General features: G+C 67.6%; 8 protein-coding genes and 2 tRNA genes. 4 read left to right on the plus strand and 6 right to left on the minus strand.

Features of this window, described 5'->3' with window-relative positions; all coding sequences use genetic code 11:
- Positions 1–5: 5 nt before the first annotated feature.
- Positions 6–4,070 carry a phosphoribosylformylglycinamidine synthase gene (gene purL / locus ACPTTF_RS10425; RefSeq protein ID WP_423371127.1) on the minus strand — a complete coding sequence of 1,355 codons (4,065 nt, stop codon included), beginning with the start codon at positions 4,068–4,070 and terminating at the stop codon, positions 6–8.
- Positions 4,071–4,559: 489 nt separating this feature from the next.
- Here purL and ACPTTF_RS10430 point away from each other — a divergent pair, with 489 nt between their 5' ends.
- The 3 genes from ACPTTF_RS10430 to pgi all read left to right on the plus strand — a co-directional run bounded on the left by ACPTTF_RS10430 (position 4,560) and on the right by pgi (position 9,184).
- Complete coding sequence (locus ACPTTF_RS10430; protein ID WP_423371128.1) at positions 4,560–5,861, plus strand: FAD-dependent oxidoreductase; 1,302 nt, start codon at positions 4,560–4,562, stop codon at positions 5,859–5,861.
- Between the two features lie 53 nt (positions 5,862–5,914).
- Positions 5,915–7,450, plus strand: coding sequence for an NAD(P)H-hydrate dehydratase (locus ACPTTF_RS10435; protein WP_423371129.1), 1,536 nt, complete (start codon positions 5,915–5,917; stop codon positions 7,448–7,450).
- A 111-nt stretch (positions 7,451–7,561) separates the two neighbouring features.
- Positions 7,562–9,184 (plus strand): glucose-6-phosphate isomerase, encoded by a 1,623-nt coding sequence (gene pgi / locus ACPTTF_RS10440; protein ID WP_423371130.1) that lies wholly within the window; start codon positions 7,562–7,564, stop codon positions 9,182–9,184.
- A 67-nt stretch (positions 9,185–9,251) separates the two neighbouring features.
- Here the strand turns inward: pgi and ACPTTF_RS10445 are convergent, their stop codons facing one another.
- Positions 9,252–9,965, minus strand: a complete 714-nt coding sequence (locus tag ACPTTF_RS10445; RefSeq protein WP_423371131.1) for an ABC transporter ATP-binding protein — start codon at positions 9,963–9,965, stop codon at positions 9,252–9,254.
- Between ACPTTF_RS10445 and ACPTTF_RS10450 the strand changes: the two genes are divergently transcribed.
- Positions 9,964–10,638 carry an arylesterase gene (locus tag ACPTTF_RS10450; protein WP_423371132.1) on the plus strand — a complete coding sequence of 225 codons (675 nt, stop codon included), beginning with the start codon at positions 9,964–9,966 and terminating at the stop codon, positions 10,636–10,638. The two genes, ACPTTF_RS10445 and ACPTTF_RS10450, sit on opposite strands and share 2 nt — an antisense overlap.
- A gap of 70 nt (positions 10,639–10,708) precedes the next feature.
- Here the strand turns inward: ACPTTF_RS10450 and ACPTTF_RS10455 are convergent, their stop codons facing one another.
- The 4 genes from ACPTTF_RS10455 to lon all read right to left on the minus strand — a co-directional run bounded on the left by ACPTTF_RS10455 (position 10,709) and on the right by lon (position 15,592).
- Positions 10,709–12,643, minus strand: a complete 1,935-nt coding sequence (locus ACPTTF_RS10455) for a SurA N-terminal domain-containing protein (RefSeq protein ID WP_423371133.1) — start codon at positions 12,641–12,643, stop codon at positions 10,709–10,711.
- Between the two features lie 147 nt (positions 12,644–12,790).
- Positions 12,791–12,867: transfer RNA gene (locus tag ACPTTF_RS10460), tRNA-Asp, on the minus strand.
- 23 nt (positions 12,868–12,890) lie between these two features.
- Positions 12,891–12,966: transfer RNA gene (locus ACPTTF_RS10465), tRNA-Val, on the minus strand.
- A gap of 202 nt (positions 12,967–13,168) precedes the next feature.
- Entirely contained in the window at positions 13,169–15,592 is a 2,424-nt protein-coding gene (gene lon, locus ACPTTF_RS10470; RefSeq protein ID WP_039367161.1) for an endopeptidase La, read from the minus strand.
- Positions 15,593–15,617: the final 25 nt, after the last annotated feature.

A 15,617-nucleotide genomic window follows, 5' to 3' on the forward strand; every position in this document is an offset into this window, starting at 1 on the left:
CGGGATCAACCGATCCAGCGGCGCGCGTTGCGGAACACACGCATCCACGGGCTCGCTTCACCCCAGCTTTCCGGGTGCCAGCTCATCGCGACCGTGCGGTGCACGCGCTCCATGTGCGGCATCAGCACCGAGAAGCGGCCGTCGGCCGTCGTGACCGACGTGATGCCGGCCGGCGAGCCGTTCGGGTTGAACGGATAACGCTCGGTCGCTTCGCCGCGGTGGTCGACGAAACGCATCGCGACCGCGACACGATCGATGTCACCCTGCTGCGAGAAGTCTGCGTAGCCTTCGCCGTGCGCGACCGCGACCGGAATCCGCGAGCCTTCCATCCCGGCGAAGAAGATCGACGGCGATTTCTCGACTTCGACGAACGAGAAACGTGCCTCGAACTGCTCGGACTTGTTGCGCGTGAACTTCGGCCAGGCTTCCGCACCCGGGATCATCGACGAGATGCTCGACAGCATCTGGCAGCCGTTGCAGATGCCGAGCGCGAACGTGTCGGGACGCGCGAAGAACGCCGAGAACATGTCGGCGAGATTCGCGTTGAAGCGGATCGTCTTCGCCCAGCCTTCGCCCGCGCCGAGCACGTCGCCGTACGAGAAGCCGCCGCATGCAACCGCACCCGCGAAATCGGCAAGATTCGCGCGGCCGGCGAGCAGGTCGCTCATGTGCACGTCGTGTGCATCGAAGCCCGCGCGGTCGAATGCATAGGCCGTTTCCAGATGCGAGTTCACGCCCTGCTCGCGCAGGATCGCGACGCGCGGCCGTGCGCCCGTCGCGATGAACGGCGCGGCAATGTCGTCGGCCGGATCGAAGCTCAGCACCGGCGAGAGGCCCGGATCGGCTGCGTCGAGCAGCGCGTCGTATTCGGCATCCGCGCATGCGGGGTTGTCGCGCAGGCGCGCGATGCGCCAGCTCACTTCGCTCCACGCGCGATGGAGTTCGGTACGCGGTGCGTCGAAGATCTTCTTCGCGTCGCGGTACACCTCGATCACGTCGCGGTCGTTGACCGAGCCGATCACGTGCGAGCACGCCGACAGGCCGAACTCGCGCAGCGCGCCGAGCACCGCGTCACGGTCGGTCGCACGCACCTGCACGACGGCGCCCAGTTCCTCGGAGAACAGCGCGCGCAGCGTGCGATCTTCGCGACGGCCGCTCGTCTGCTTCGCCCAGTCCTTCGCGTCGCCGTAGTCGGATTCGTGATTCGGGTCGAGCGTCAGCATGTCGACGTTCAGCGACACGCCCGCGTGGCCCGCGAACGCCATTTCGCACACCGTCGCCCACAGGCCGCCGTCCGAGCGGTCGTGGTAGGCGAGCAGCAAGTCCCGCGCATTGAGCGACTGGATCGCGTTGAAGAAACGCTTCAGGTCTTCCGCATCATCGACGTCCGGCGTCGTGTCGCCGACCTGCTGCGTGACCTGCGCGAAGATGCTGCCGCCCATCCGGTTCTTGCCGCGGCCGAGATCGATCGCGATCAGCACGCTGTCGCCTGCGTCGGCAACACGGCGCAGTTGCGGCGTCAGGTGGCGACGCACGTCCTCGACCGGCGCGAACGCGGAGATGATCAGCGACACCGGCGACACCACTTCCTTCGCGACGCCCTGCTCGTCCCACTTCGTCTTCATCGACAGCGAATCCTTGCCGACCGGGATGCCGATCCCGAGTGCCGGGCACAGCTCCATGCCGATCGCCTTGACCGTGTCGAACAGCGCGGCGTCCTCGCCGGCCGTGCCGCACGCGGCCATCCAGTTCGCCGACAGCTTCAGCTTGTCGAGCGACGCGATCGGCGCGCTCGCGATGTTCGTGATCGCCTCGCCGACCGACATGCGGCCCGACGCCGGCGCGTCGATCACCGCAAGCGGCGTGCGCTCGGCCATCGTCATCGCCTCGCCCTTGAAGCCCGCGTAGTCGAGCGCGGTGACCGCGCAGTCGGCCACGGGCACCTGCCACGGGCCGACCATCTGGTCGCGCACCGACGTGCCGCCGACCGAACGGTCGCCGATCGTGATCAGGAACGACTTGCTGCCGACCGTCGGGTGCTTCAGCACGTCGACCGCGACTTCCGACAGCGCGATGCCCGTCACGTCGACCGGCGCGCGCTCGGTCGCCACGCGCGTGACGTCGCGATGCATGCGCGGCGGCTTGCCGAGCAGCACTTCCATCGGCATGTCGACCGGGTATTCGTCGGCGCCCGTCGCTTCGTCGTCGACGAGCTTCAGCTGGCGTTCGTCGGTCGCGACACCGACCACCGCGAACGGGCAGCGCTCACGTACGCAGATCGCCTCGAAGCGCGGCAGGTCGGCCGGCGCGATCGCCAGCACGTAGCGCTCTTGCGCCTCGTTCGACCAGATTTCGCGCGGCGACAGGCCCGATTCCTCGAGCGCGACCTTGCGCAGCTCGAAGCGCGCGCCCTTGCCCGCACCGTCGACGATCTCGGGGAACGCGTTCGACAGGCCGCCCGCGCCGACGTCGTGAATGCTCAGGATCGGGTTTTCCGCGCCGAGCTGCCAGCAGCCGTTGATCACTTCCTGCGCGCGACGCTCGATTTCAGGGTTGCCGCGCTGCACCGAGTCGAAGTCGAGTTCGGCCGTGTTCGCGCCGGTCGCCATCGAGCTCGCGGCGCCGCCGCCCATCCCGATCCGCATGCCGGGGCCGCCGATCTGGATCAGCAGCGAGCCTGCCGGCACGTCGTGCTTGTGCGTGTGTTGATCGGCGATATTGCCGAGGCCACCCGCGATCATGATCGGCTTGTGATAGCCGTGCACCTTCCCGCCGACGTTCTGCTCGTACACACGGAAATAGCCGCCGAGGTTCGGACGGCCGAATTCGTTGTTGAACGCGGCGCCGCCGAGCGGGCCGTCGATCATGATCTGCAGCGGCGATGCGATGCGGTCCGGGCGGCCGTACGGGCCATGCGCGTCGTTCGGGTTGCGCTCGCCGACCGGCTGCGCTGCGTCACGTGCGTTTTCCCACGACTGGCGGGCGTCCGGCAGGTCGAGGTTCGACACGGTGAAGCCCGTCAGGCCGGCCTTCGGACGCGCGCCGCGGCCCGTCGCGCCTTCGTCGCGGATCTCGCCGCCCGCGCCGGTCGCCGCCCCCGGGAACGGCGAGATCGCCGTCGGGTGGTTGTGCGTCTCGACCTTCATCAGCGTGTGCGTGAGCTCGGTATGGCGGCCGTAGCGCTCGCCCGGCTCGCCGGCCGCACCCGCGTTGCGCGGGAACCAGCGCTCGGCTTCGGCGCCGACCATGATCGACGAGTTGTCCGAATACGCGACGATCGTGCCCTGCGGGTTCAGCTTTTCGGTGTTGCGGATCATCGCGAACAGCGACATGTCCTGCGCTTCGCCGTCGATCGTCCACTGCGCGTTGAAGATCTTGTGGCGGCAGTGCTCGCTGTTCGCCTGCGCGAACATCATCAGCTCGACGTCGGTCGGGTTGCGTTCGAGCTTGCGGAACGCGTCGACCAGGTAATCGATCTCGTCATCGGCGAGCGCGAGGCCCAGCTCGACGTTCGCGCGCTCGAGCGCGCCGCGGCCGACGCCCAGCACGTCGACGCTCGCGAGCGGCTTGGCCGGCAGCTCGTCGAACAGGTGCTTCGCGTCGTCGCGCGCCGCGACCACGCTTTCGGTCATCCGGTCATGCAGCGCGGCCACGACGGCCGCGCGCGCGTCGTCCGACAGTGCCTTCTTGCCGCCGAGCAGGCCCGACTTCAGCGTGACCGTGAATTCGACGCCGCGCTCGATGCGGCGCACGTGCGTGAGGCCGCAGTGCTGTGCGATATCGGTCGCCTTGCTCGCCCACGGCGAGACCGTGCCGAAGCGCGGCAGCACGACGAAGGTCTCGGCCGTGCCCTTCTCGGCGGCCGGCTCGAACGGCGCGCCGTAGTGCATCAGCGCGTCGATGCGCGCGCTGTCGTCGGCCGACAGCGGCTCGGCCGCGTTGACGAAGTGCAGGAACTGCCCGCGCAGCGCGACGATGTTGGCGTCGATTTGCCTGAGCGTGTCGAGCAGACGGGTTTGACGGAAATCGGAGAGGGCCGAAGCGCCGGGAAAACACGAGAAGTGAGCCATGGGCTGGACTGACGTCGATGAGTCGCGCGAGATGGCGACGTGGGGCGAAAGGAAGGCCGTAATTATACCCGGAAGTCGGTCGCCCAAGACCGGCCGATCGGCAGCCCGCATGCACCGCGACGGTGCCGCGATGCGCATCGCGCACGGGCCGCTCTCCGGGCCGCCTCGTGCGGGCGCGGGCGCGGCAGCCGGCGGGCGGCAGCCGGCGGGCGGCGGGCGGCGGGCGGCGGGCGTGGTTCGGCGGGGCGGCGGGCGGCGGGCGTGGCTCGGCGGTTCGGCGGTTCGGCGGTTCGGCGGTTCGGCGGTTCGGCGGTTCGGCGGTTCGGCGGTTCGGCGGTTCGGCGGTTCGGCGGTTCGGCGGTTCGGTCCGTGCTCGCCCGGCGCCGGTTCCCGCGATTTTGGCGCTATCATTCCGGGTTCACCGGGCCCGGGCCCTCAGCGAATTCTCACCGGGCGGCGCCTGCGCGCCGCCCGTCATCGAAGCAATCCATGGATGTCATCGTCATCGGCGGCGGAATCAGCGGCGTCGCCACCGCCTACCAGTTGCGCGCGGCCGGCCATCGCGTGTGCGTGGTCGAACGTCACGCGACCGTCGCGCAGGGTGCGACCTACGGCGACGGCGGCGCGCTGCTGCCGAGCCCGCTCGACGTCTGGTTCGGCCCGACCTTCATGCGCCAGCGCCAGCCGCGCGACAGCGGCATCGTCTACAAACCCGGCTTCAACGGCGGCGTGCGACGCTTCGTCAAGCAGCTCGGCACGCTGCGCGAGCCCGACGCGTTCGCCGCGCAGTACGCGCGGCTGCGCCCGCTGATCGACGCATCGCGCGATACGCTCGCCGATATCGAGACGCGCCTCGAACTTGAATTCGAGCAGAAGCCCGGCATCCTGCACGTCGTGCGCGATCCGCGCGACTGGGAAGCGATGCAGCCCGCGCTCGACCTGCTGCGCACGCTCGACCAGCCGTACCGCCTGCTCTCCGCCGAAGAATGCGCGGTGCTCGAGCCTTCGGTGCCGGCCGAGCCCGGCTTCGCCGGCGGCGTGCTGCTCGAAACCGAGCGCACCGGGAATTGCCCGCTGTTCGCGAAACTGGTCAAGCAGACGCTCGACGAGCACGGCGTGCAGTTCCGCTTCGGCGCGGAAGTCGCCGCGATCCGCGTCGACACCGGCCGCGCCGCGGTCGAGCTCGTCCCGCCCGGCGACCGCCACGCGTCGAACGCACGCGAGGTCGACGTGATTTCCGCCGATGCAATCGTGGTCGCCGCCGGCGCCGGCAGCCTGCCGCTGCTCGACCGGCTCGGCTGGCGTATGCCGCTGCACCCGGTGCGCGTCCACACGCTCACCGCGCCGGTCGCGTACGAAGAACATGCGCCGCACCTGAGCGTCGTCGATTCGATCAAGCGGATCTCGATCACGCGCACCCATCAGCGGCTGCGCATCGGCGGCGGCGCCGTGCTGCAGAGCCTCGCCGACACCGCGAAACCGCTCGCCGAGCCTCTGTCCGAGACCGCGCTCGCACTGCTCGGCCAGGCCGTCCACGACTGGGTACCCGGCGCCGCCAAAATCTCGGCCGCGCTGTCGTGGCAAGGCATGCAGCTGCTGTCGCCGGACGGCCTGCCCGTCGTGGGTCCGACCCCGCATCCGCGCGTGTTCGTCAATTTCGGGCATGGGCCGACCGGCTGGGGGCTCGCATGCGGGTCTGCTAAAGTGGTGACCGACTACCTGGGCGGCGACGCCCGGCAGTGGCCCGCCGACACGCTCGCCGCGCTCGGCGCCGGCCGCTTCACGACCTGACCGCCGCGGGCCCGTCCCGTGGCGGCATCCTTGCCAGCTGCCACGATCCCGCGATGACCGTTACCCGCCCGCTTCCCGATTCCGATCCGATCGCACTGCTGCGCGTCGCCGACCTGCGCGCAGCCGAAGCCGACGCCACCGCGGCACTGCCGCCGCACACGCTGATGGGTCGCGCGGGCGCCGCCGCCGCGCACTGGCTGTCCGAGCGCGTCGCCGGAGATGACCGCCCCGTCTGGTTCGCGGTCGGCCCCGGCAACAACGGCGGCGATGCACTGGTGGCCGCCGCGCATCTCCAGCAGCTCGGTGTCGCGACGCAGGCGTGGATGCCGGTACCAGTCAAACCGGACGACGCGCAATGGGCGCTCGGCCTCGCACGCGCAGCCGGCGTCCCGCTGTCGGCCACGCCGCCCGCATCGCTGGACGAATACGCGTGGGTCGTCGACGGATTGTTCGGCATCGGTCTCGGCCGCGCGCTCGACGGCGCGTTCGCCGAGCAGGCCACTCGCATCGCCGCGCATGCACGCAACGGCGGTCGCGTGCTCGCACTCGACGTGCCGAGCGGGCTCGACAGCGATACCGGCCGGATCGTCGGCGCGGGCGTCGCCGTCGCGGCCACCCACACGCTCACCTTCATCGGCGCGAAGCCGGGCCTCTACACGGGCGACGGCCGCGACCTCGCCGGCGAGATCGACATCGCGCCGCTCGACGTCGCGCCGCGCGCCGCACCGGCCATCGTGCTGAATGCGCCCGCGCGGTTCGCCGCGGCGCTCCCCGCGCGGGCATTCTCGTCGCACAAGGGCACGTACGGCAGCCTCGCTGTCCTCGGCGGCGACACCGGCATGTGCGGCGCGCCGATCCTGGCTGCACGCGCCGCGCTGTTCACAGGTGCCGGCAAGGTGCACGTCGGCTTTCTCGGCACCGGCGCACCGCCGTACGACCCACCCTTCCCCGAACTGATGCTGCACGCAGCCGACACCCTCGACCTCGGCGCAATGACCGCGATCGCCGCCGGCTGCGGGCTCGGTACGCGCGAGGCCGCGGCAACGCTCGTGCGCGACGTGCTCGCGCACGACGCCGCGACGCTGCTCGATGCCGACGCGCTGAACCTCGTCGCGACGCATGCGGATCTCGCGGCCGCCGTCGCCGCACACGGCAATCCGTGCGTGCTGACGCCGCATCCGCTCGAAGCCGCACGGCTGCTCGGCTGCGACACGGCAACGATTCAGCGCGACCGCATCGCAGCCGCGCAGGCGCTCGCTTCGCGTTATGCGGCCATCGTCGTGCTGAAAGGCTCGGGCACGGTGATTGCGGCGCCCGACGGCCGAGTGACGATCAATCCCACCGGCAACGCGGCGCTCGCCACGGGCGGCACCGGCGACGTGCTCGGCGGCCTGATCGGCGCGTTGCTCGCGCAGCGCGTCGCGCCATACGAAGCGGCGCTCGCGGGCGTCTACCTGCACGGGCTCGCGGCCGACACGCTGACCGCGAACGGCATCGGCCCGGCCGGACTCACGGCCGGCGAACTCGCACCGATGGTGCGCACGCTGATCAATCGCCTTTTTTATCCGTCGCCGCGCGCCGACACGTAACGCCGCTATACTGACTGCCCCGCCGCACGGCGGGCCCTCTCGTCCGCCGGCCTTCCGATCCCGATGAGCCGGCGCGGCATTCCTCCCGATTCACGCTTCACTCGAACCGCCATGACGCTGAATTCGCTCCCCGCCTGGACTGCCCTTCAATCCCACTTCGAACAGATCCGCCACGCCCGGCTGCGCGACTGGTTCGCGCCGGAAAACGACCGCGCGCCGACCCGCGCCGAACGTTTCACGATTCCGGGCGGCGGTCTCGCGGCCGATTTCTCGAAGAACCGCGTCAACGACGAAACGCTGCGCCTGCTCGTCCAGCTCGCACGCGACGCGGGTGTCGAAGCACGCCGCGATGCGATGTTCGCCGGTGAGATCGTCAACCCGACCGAAGGCCGCGCCGCGCTACACACCGCGCTGCGCGCGACCGATCCGCAAGCGCCGTTCCACGCGCAGGTGAGTGCCGAGCGCGCGAAAATGGCGACGTTTGCGCGCGCCGTGCGCAGCGGCACCTGGACGGGCTACACCGGCAAACGCATCCGCCACGTGATCAACATCGGCATCGGCGGCTCCGATCTCGGGCCGAAGATGGTCGTGCACGCGCTGCATCACGTCGCGACGCCTGAAATCTCCACGCACTTCGTGTCGAACGTCGACGGCGCCGATCTCGCGCGCGTGCTCGAACAGGTCGATCCCGAGGAAACGCTCGCGATCATCGTGTCGAAGACTTTCACGACGCTCGAGACGATGACGAACGCACGCTCGCTGCGCGACTGGTTCATCGTGCGCGGCTGCCCCGAGGACGCGCTTGCAAAGCACTTCGTCGGCGTGTCGGCGAATCCGGCCGAAGTCGTGAAGTTCGGCATCGCGGCGGACAACGTGTTCGAAATGTGGGACTGGGTCGGCGGCCGCTATTCGCTGTGGTCGGCGGTCGGGCTGTCGATCATGATCGCGATCGGCCCCGAGCAGTTCGACGAGCTGCTGGCCGGCGCGAACGACATGGACCGTCATTTCCGCGAGGCGCCGCTCGAGCGCAACCTGCCCGTGCTGCTCGGCCTGATCGGCATCTGGTACCGGAATTTCTTCGGCTCGCAGAGCTATCTCGTCGCGCCGTATTCGGAAGCGCTGCACTACCTGCCGTCGTACCTGCAGCAACTCGAAATGGAGAGCAACGGCAAATCCGCGCGCCTGGACGGCACCTTCGTCGACTACCCGACGTCGGCCGTCACGTGGGGCGAGCCGGGCACCAACGGCCAGCATGCATTCTTCCAGATGCTGCACCAGGGGCCGACGATCGTACCGATCGACTTCATCGCGGTGCTGACGCCCGAGCATCCGCTCGCGAGCCATCATCCGAAGCTCCTCGCGAACTGCTTCGCGCAAAGCGAGGCACTGATGCTCGGCCGCACGCTCGAAGAAGCCCGCAAGGTCGCCGGGCCCGGCAAGGAGGCGCTCGCGCCGCACCTGACGTTCCCGGGCAACCGCCCGACGACGACGCTGCTCGTCGATGCGCTGACGCCGCGTACGCTCGGCGCGCTGATCGCGCTGTATGAACACAAGGTGCTCGTGCAGGCAACGGTGTGGGACATCAATCCGTTCGACCAGTGGGGCGTCGAGCTCGGCAAGATTCTCGGCAAGGTCGTGGAAGCCGACCTGTCGGCCGAGTCGGTCGATCCGGCGAAGCACGACTCGTCGACCACCGCGCTGATCGAGCGCGCCCGGGCGGCGCTGAAGCGTTGAAGCACTGACGCAACGGCGTCATGCCCATGCCGGCCGCTCGGCTCACGCTGCGCGGCCGGCACGAAATTCAGGCGTTGCGCTGCACCGCGTGCGGCTCGACGATGCGCCCGGCATCGAGCGTCACCGTCGTCGCGCAGCGGCGTGCGAGTTCGACGTCGTGCGTGACGAGCACAAGCGTTGCACCGTGCGTGCGGTTCAGTTCGAACATCAGGTCGATGACCGCATGGCCCGTGGCCGCATCGAGGCTGCCGGTCGGCTCGTCGGCGAAGAGGATCGCCGGGCGGGTGACGAATGCGCGCGCAAGCGCGACGCGCTGCTGCTCGCCCCCGGACAACAGCTTCGGATAATGTGCGGTGCGCTCGCCGAGGCCGACCTGCACAAGCAGCGCCCGGGCGCGATCGGCTGCATCGCGCGCACTGATGCCACCCTGCAGCTCGAGCGGCAGCATCACGTTCTCGAGCGCGGTCAGGTGCGGCATCAACTGGAACGACTGGAACACGAACCCGACCGCGCCGTTGCGCAGCGCCGCGCGCGCATCCTCGTCGAGCTGGTCGAGCGCGCGACCGAGCAGGCGAACCGTGCCGCTCGTTGCGCTGTCCAACCCCGCAAGCAGGCCGAGCAGCGTCGATTTACCCGACCCCGACGCGCCGACGATCGCGAGGCTGCTGCCCGGCCGCACGGCGAACGTGATGCCGTCGAGGATCGTCAGCTCGCCGGTTGCGTCGGCGACCCGCTTGCACACGTCATGGACTTCGATGATCGGATCGGTAATCTTGAACATGGACACGACATTTCGCTGGAAAAGACGCGCGGCGGCCGCCGCGCTGCTGGGTACCCTGCTGGCCGCCACCGTGCCGGCACGCGCCGCGACGCCGCCGGCCGCGACACCGGGCCAGCCCGTGATTGTCGTGCTCGGCGACAGCCTGTCGGCCGAATACGGGCTGCCGCGCGACACCGGCTGGGTGGCGTTGCTGCGGCAACGGCTCACGACCGAGCGAATCGATTATAGCGTCGCGAACGCCAGCGTCAGCGGCGACACCACGAGCGGCGGCCGCGCGCGGCTGCCCGCGGTGCTGCAGCGGCTCAAGCCGTCGATCGTCGTCGTCGAACTCGGTTCGAACGACGCGCTGCGCGGCGTGCCGCTCGCAACGACCGAACAGAACCTGCGCGACATCATCGCCGGTGCGCGGCAGGCGCAGGCCAGGGTCGTGCTGGTCGGCATGTACGTGCCGCCCAACTACGGCCCCGACTACACGCAGAAGTTCCACACCGTCTATACGCGATTGTCGAAGGATCTCGGCGTGCCGCTCGTACCGTTCCTGCTGGCCGGCATCGAGAACAAGCCCGAGATGTTCCAGTCCGACCAGATGCATCCCACGCAGCAGGCGCAGGGCATTCTGCTCGACAACGTCTGGCCGGCGCTGAAACCGCTGCTCGGCAAGCCGCGCGGCTGACGCCGACGCCCCGCCAGAAAACAAAAAGCCCCGCACGAAGCGGGGCTTTTTGTTGTGTGCGAAACGACGCTCAGTTGTCGCCGTCCTGCGACTGGCCGGCCGTCGAGCCGTACAGCTTCACCTTCGAGCGATCGCGCAGCGCGGCAAGATACGCTTCGCCTTCGCTCTGCGCGTCGACCTGCGCCATCTGCTGCTGCGCGGCCGCCAGTTGCTGCGGATCGACCGCCGAACCCGCGATCACCGCGTTCACGCGGTAGATCGCATAGCCGTCCGCGCCGAGATCGACACCGACATAGGCCGGCAGCGTCTTTGCGTCGACCTTGTAGACGGCGCTCAGCGCAGCCGGCGTCAGGCCCTGCGACTGTGTACGAGATACCTTCTGCGCGGCCGCGAACCCGTCGGCCGACTTCGACTTCTGCAACTCGGCGAGCTTCGCCGCGCCATCCTTCTTCGCGAGTTCCGCGGCCTGCTCGGCGACCACCTTCTGGCGCACGACGTCCTTGATCGCGTCGAGCACGGGCACGGCAGCCGGCTTGTAGTCGGTCACGCGCGCCGAGATCAGCGTGTTGTTGCCGACGTCGATCGCCTGCGTGTTGTTCTGGCTCTTCACCGAGTCGTTTGCGAACACGGCGGCCAGGAACTTCGGATTGTTCAGCGGGCTCGTCGGCGGCAACTGCGGATTCGGCGTCGGCGTGACGGTGGTCGTCTGGATCGTCAGCTTGTACTTGTCCGCGGCCGGCTGCAGCGTCTTCGCCTTTTCGTAGACGGTGGACGTGAAGCCTTCCGCGTTGTCCGTGAACGCCTTCGATGCGTACTGCTGCTTCAGGTCGACTGCGATCTGGTCCTTCACGTCAGCGAACGGCTTGACGGCCGCCGGCTTCACTTCCGTCGCCCTCAGGATGTGGAAGCCCAGATCCGACTGCACGACACCGCTCACGTCGCCTTGCTTGAGCGCGAACGCGGCATCGTCGAACGCCTTGCCGCCCGCCGTCGAGCCGCGCGTGATGAAGCCGAGGTCGCCGCCCTTCGCGGCCGACGGTGCATCCTGCGAGTCCTTCTGCGCGATCTGCGCGAACTGGTCCGGGTGCGCCTTCACGTCGGCAAGCAGTTGCTCGGCCTTCGTCTTCGCCGCAGCCTTGTCGGCCGCGCTTGCGCTGCCCGCCGCGGCGATGAAGATGTGGCTCACGCGAACCTGTGCTTCGGTGCGGAAGTGCGTCGGGTTGTCGTCGTAGAACTTCTTGATGTCCGCATCCGTCGGCTGCGCGCTCGCGGCCGCTGCGGCCGGCGAATACACGAGGTACTGGATCGTCGCGGTCTCCGGCGTCGCGAAGCTCTGCTTGTGCGCGTCATAGTACGCGGTGAGCTGCGCGTCGGTCGGCTGGACCTTCGCTGCGAAGTCGCTCGTCTTCAGTACGAGCGCCTGCACTTCGCGCTGCTGTGCAGCGAGTTCGGACAGGCGTTGCGCGAGGCTCTTCGGTGTGAACGCGCTCGACACGATGCTGGCCGGAATCTGCTGCAGCGAGAGGCTGTAGCGCACGCGCTCCTGGTATTGCTCGGGCGTCATCCCCTGGAACGACAGCAGTTGCGCGTAGCGCTCGACGTCGATCGAACCGTCCGGCTTCTTCAGCGACGCGATCATCGGGTCGCTCATCAGCGCGTCGCGCACGGCGTTGTCGGATGCGGTCAGGTGCAGGCGTTGGGTCTCGTCTGCCAGCACGCGTTGCTGGATCAGGCCGTCGAGCACCTGCTTGCGGTGCTCGGGCGTATCGAACATCTTGACGTCGAACTGCCCGCCGAGCGCCTGACGCGCCTGGTCGATCTGCTGGCGGAACGCGCCGTCGAATTCGACCCGCGTGATCTTGTGCCCGTTGACTGCCGCGACGTTCGCACTATCGTCGAAGAAGCCGCGGAAGCCTTGGATCCCGACGAAACCCAGCCCCGGCAACACGATCAGGAGCAGGAGCGCCATCATCAGGCGCTGGTGATTACGGAAGAAATCGAGCATGCGTGACGGGAAAATTGGACAAAACGACCGATATTACAACATACGGGGTGAGACGGGAGAAAAGCAGACGTGCCGCGGTCGAGCGCAATGCCACAACCGGGCGCACAAACGAAAATGCCCGCACAAGGCGGGCACTTTCGTTTTGTTTGGCGGAGCGGACGGGACTCGAACCCGCGACCCCCGGCGTGACAGGCCGGTATTCTAACCGACTGAACTACCGCTCCTTGGTCTGGCTGAATCAGGAAACTGGTGGGTGCTGAGGGGTTCGAACCCCCGACCTACGCCTTGTAAGGGCGCCGCTCTACCAGCTGAGCTAAGCACCCGTTTCCGATTCGTTCTGGCTGCGATCTGCGTTTCGGCATCAACAACCAGCGAGCCCGCAAGTTTAATTCATCCCCGATCATTTTGCAAAGCCCTGGCGTGAATTTTTTTAACGCGCGCGCACGATTCCGATACATATAAAAAAACCCGCGGCCACGCCGCGGGTTTCGTGAACAACCGTCAGAACAGACGGCGTCCTAATGCTTAGTGCTTGACGAATTCCGTCGAGCCGGCATCCTTCGCCGCATCGGCGACCGGTGCCGCCGCCTTCGCCTCTTCTTCCGGCGGCAGCGGGGTCGGCGAACGCTCGAGCGCGAGTTCCAGCACCTTGTCGATCCAGCGGACCGGCACGATCTCGATCGCGTTCTTCACGTTGTCCGGAATCTCGGCGAGATCCTTCACGTTCTCTTCCGGGATCAGCACGAGCTTGATGCCACCGCGATGCGCTGCGAGCAACTTCTCCTTCAGGCCGCCGATCGGCAGGACTTCACCGCGCAGCGTGATTTCGCCCGTCATCGCGACATCGGCACGCACCGGGATACCCGTCAGCACCGATACCAGCGCGGTCGTCATCGCACCGCCCGCGGACGGACCGTCCTTCGGCGTCGCACCTTCCGGCACGTGGATGTGGATGTCCTGCTTCTCGAACGCCTCGTCCTTGATGCCCAGACGCCGCGAACGCGAGCGCACGACCGAACGTGCGGCCTCGACCGACTCCTTCATCACGTCGCCGAGCGAACCCGTGCGGATCACGTTGCCCTTGCCCGGCATCACCGCAGCTTCGATCGTCAGCAGATCGCCACCGACTTCCGTCCACGCGAGGCCTGTCACCTGACCGACCTGGTTTTCCTTCGCCGCGAGGCCGAAGTCGTACTTGCGCACGCCGAGGAAGGTATCGAGGTTCTCGCCGTCGACCTTGATCGCGCCCGATGCCTTCTTCAGCAGCAGCATCTTCACGACCTTGCGGCAGATCTTCGACACTTCCCGCTCGAGCGAACGCACACCGGCTTCGCGCGTGTAGTAGCGGATGATGTCGCGGATCGCCTGCTCGGTGACTTCGATCTCGCCTTCCTTCAGCCCGTTGTTCTTCTTCTGCTTCGGCAGCAGGTAACGCTGGGCAATGCTGACCTTCTCGTCTTCCGTGTAGCCCGACAGACGGATCACTTCCATCCGGTCGAGCAGCGGCGGCGGGATGTTCAGCGAGTTCGACGTCGCGACGAACATCACGTCCGACAGGTCGAAGTCGACTTCGATGTAGTGGTCGGCGAACGTGTGGTTCTGTTCCGGATCGAGCACTTCGAGCAGCGCCGACGACGGATCGCCGCGGAAATCCATGCCCATCTTGTCGACTTCGTCGAGCAGGAAGAGCGGATTGCGCACGCCGACCTTCGTCAGGCTCTGCAGGATCTTGCCCGGCATCGAACCGATGTACGTGCGACGGTGGCCGCGGATCTCGGCTTCGTCACGCACGCCGCCGAGCGCCATCCGGACGAACTTGCGGTTCGTCGCACGGGCGATCGACTGGCCGAGCGAGGTCTTGCCGACGCCCGGGGGCCCGACGAGGCACAGGATCGGCGCCTTGACCTTGTCCACGCGCTGTTGCACCGCGAGATACTCGAGGATGCGTTCCTTCACCTTCTCGAGGCCGAAGTGATCCTCGTCGAGCACCTGCTCGGCATTCGACAAGTCGTTGTTGACCTTGCTCTTCTTGCGCCACGGCAAGCCGATCAGCGTGTCGATGTAGTTGCGCACGACGGTGGCTTCCGCCGACATCGGCGACATCAGCTTCAGCTTCTTCAGCTCGGCGTCGGCCTTCTTCTTCGCTTCCTTCGGCATGCGCGCGGCGTTGATGCGCTTCTCGAGTTCCTCGAGATCGGCACCCTCTTCGCCTTCGCCCAGTTCCTTCTGGATCGCCTTGACCTGTTCGTTCAGGTAGTACTCGCGCTGGCTCTTTTCCATCTGGCGCTTCACGCGCCCGCGGATGCGCTTTTCAACCTGCAGGATGTCGATCTCGGCTTCGAGCTGCGCGAGCAGGTGCTCGAGGCGCTCGATGACCGGGAACATCTCGAGGATGTGCTGCTTCTGGTCGAGCTTCAGCGGCAGGCGCTCGGCGATCATGTCGGCGAGGCGGCCTGCTTCGTCGATACCCGACAGCGACGTGAGGATTTCCGGCGGGATCTTCTTGTTCAGCTTCACGTACTGGTCGAACTGCGACACGATCGCGCGGCGCAGCGCTTCCGTTTCAGCACTGTCGGCATGATCGGGCTCGAGCGGCATCACGTCGCAGGAGAATTGCGTTTCCTGCTCTTCGATCGACAACGCCTTCGCGCGCTGCAAGCCCTCGACGAGCACCTTCACGGTGCCGTCCGGCAGCTTCAGCATCTGCAGGATGTTGGCGATACAACCGACCTCGTACATGTCCTTTTCGGTCGGTTCGTCCTTGGCCGCGGTTTTCTGGGCGACGAGCATGATGTGCTTGCCGCCTTCCATCGCTGCTTCGAGGGCCTTGATCGATTTCGGCCGGCCCACGAAGAGCGGAATCACCATGTGCGGGAAAACGACGACATCCCGCAGCGGCAGCAGCGGGAGCGTGATGCGTTCCGGCGGGAGAAGTTGGGTGCCTGACATTTCATTTCCCCATGAGTGGAATCAA

Source organism: Burkholderia crassaminum, assembly GCF_964265005.1.
Lineage (GTDB): Bacteria > Pseudomonadota > Gammaproteobacteria > Burkholderiales > Burkholderiaceae > Burkholderia.